General features: G+C 78.7%; 3 protein-coding genes. All 3 read left to right on the forward strand.

Going from position 1 to position 1889, the window contains the following annotated elements:
- Positions 1–666: adenylyltransferase/cytidyltransferase family protein (locus tag HLB15_RS23455; RefSeq protein ID WP_171109158.1), on the forward strand; the 666-nt coding region annotated here is incomplete at its 5' end.
- Positions 663–1415 carry an SDR family oxidoreductase gene (locus tag HLB15_RS23460; RefSeq protein WP_171109160.1) on the forward strand — a complete coding sequence of 251 codons (753 nt, stop codon included), beginning with the start codon at positions 663–665 and terminating at the stop codon, positions 1413–1415. The genes HLB15_RS23455 and HLB15_RS23460, both read left to right, overlap by 4 nt.
- Before the next feature lie 22 nt (positions 1416–1437).
- A partial coding sequence (locus HLB15_RS23465; RefSeq protein ID WP_376699424.1) for a glycosyltransferase family 9 protein occupies positions 1438–1889 on the forward strand: 452 nt, incomplete at its 3' end.

Consider the following 1889-nt stretch of genomic DNA (forward strand, 5'->3'; position numbering starts at 1 on the left):
GGCGCGGCGGCCTTCCGCGAGACCGCTGCTGCCGACGTCGGGGCGACCGACCGCGCCGCCGACCGCGCCGAGGGTCCGCTGCGCGAGGGCCTGCCCGAGACGCTGGAGCAGGTCGGCGCGCGCCTGCGGGCCGGTGGCACGCTCGTGGCGACCAGCGGCTGCTTCGACCTGCTGCACGCGGGCCACGTGAGCCTGCTCGACGGGGCGCGCGGTCTCGGCGACCACCTGGTCGTGCTGGTCAACTCCGACCGGTCCGTGCGGCGGCTCAAGGGTCCGGAGCGGCCCGTCGTGCCGCTGGAGGACCGGCTGCGCGTCCTCGCGGGGCTCGGCAGCGTCGATGCCGCGATCGTCCTGGAGGACGACGACCCGTCGTCGGCGATCGCGGCCCTGCGGCCCGACGTCTGGGTCAAGGGCGGCGACTACGCGGTCCCGGAGCTGCCCGAGGCGCCCGTGGTCCGCTCGTGGGGCGGGCGGGTGGTCACGCTGCCGTACCTCGACGGGCGGTCGACCACGGGCCTGGTCCGTCAGCTCCGGCAGCCCCGTCAGCTGCACCAGCCACGGGCCGACGACGGGCTCCGGCCCGTGCCCTTCGCCGCGCGCGCCGCGGGACCCGCACCGCACCGCACCGGACCGACCGACCGGACCACCCTGAGGAGGACCTCATGACCGCACCCGCAGGCACGTCACCCACCCGCTCCCCCGGCCCCGCCGGCACCGGCCCGCTCAGGCCCCGGCCCGTCGGCACGGTCTTCGTCACCGGCGGCGCATCGGGCCTGGGCGCCGCGCTCGTCGACGTGCTGACGGCGGCAGGCGGCACGCCCGCCGTCGTCGACGTCGCCGAGCCGGCCGCGGGCGTCCCGTACGCGCGCGCCGACCTCGGCGAGCCGGGAGCGGCCGGCGCGGCCGTCGAGTCGCTCGTCGAGCAGGTCGGGCCGCCGGACGCCGTGGTCGCCGCCGCGGGGATCGACGCCTGCGGCCCGCTGCTGGAGATCGACGCCGACCGCTGGGAGCGGGTGGTCCGCGTCAACCTGTTCGGCACCGTCTCCGTGGTCCGCGCCGCGCTGCCGTACCTCGTCGAGCGGCGCGGCACCGTCGTCACGGTCGCCTCGACGCTCGCCCTGCGGGGCGCGGGCGACGCGACCGCCTACTGCGCGTCGAAGTGGGCCGTCCGCGGGTTCAGCCAGGCGCTCGCGGCCGAGTACGCCGGTCGCGTCGGCGTCACCTGCCTGATCCCTGGCGGCATGCGCACACCGTTCTTCGACGGCCGCGCCGACCAGTACCGGCCGGGCCCCGACGCGGACCTCAACGACCCGGCCGCGACGGCGGGGGCCGTCGTCGCCGCGCTCACCCAGCCGCGCGGGAGCGAGATCCGGGAGATGCTGGTCATGGCGTCGGGTGAGGCGTCGTGGCCCTGACCGGACGGAGATCCTCGTGACCGTGCTCGCTCTTCGCGCGCTGGGGCTGGGCGACGCGCTGACCGGCGTGCCCGCCCTGCGCGGGCTCCGCCGCGCGTGGCCGGGCCACCGCGTCGTGCTGGCGGCGCCCGAACCGATCGGCCGGTGGCTCGTCGGCCTCGGCGTGGTGGACGCCGTCCTGCCGACGCGCGGGCTGGCCCGGCTGCCGTGGCCGTGGGCCGGGCCGGGCGGGTCGCAGGACTCCCCCGGCCGCCTCGCCGTCGACCTGCACGGGCGGGGGCCGGAGAGCCACCGCCTCCTGCTCGAGACCCGGCCGCACGCGCTGCTCGCGTTCGGCAACGCGCGAGCGGGCCACGCCGGTCCGCGCTGGGACGAGGGCGAGCACGAGGTGCTGCGGTGGTGCCGGCTCGTGCGCAGCGCGGGCGGCGACTGCGGCCCGGAGGACCTGCGGCTCGGCCCGCCGGACCCGCCGGG

Origin of the sequence: Promicromonospora citrea, assembly GCF_013004695.1 — a bacterium.
Classification (GTDB): Bacteria; Actinomycetota; Actinomycetes; order Actinomycetales; family Cellulomonadaceae; genus Promicromonospora; species Promicromonospora citrea.

Coding starts and splice junctions, on each gene's coding strand:
- HLB15_RS23460 (WP_171109160.1), top strand. CDS start 663: ATGACCGCACCCGCAGGCACGTCACCCACCCGCTCCCCCGGCCCCGCC.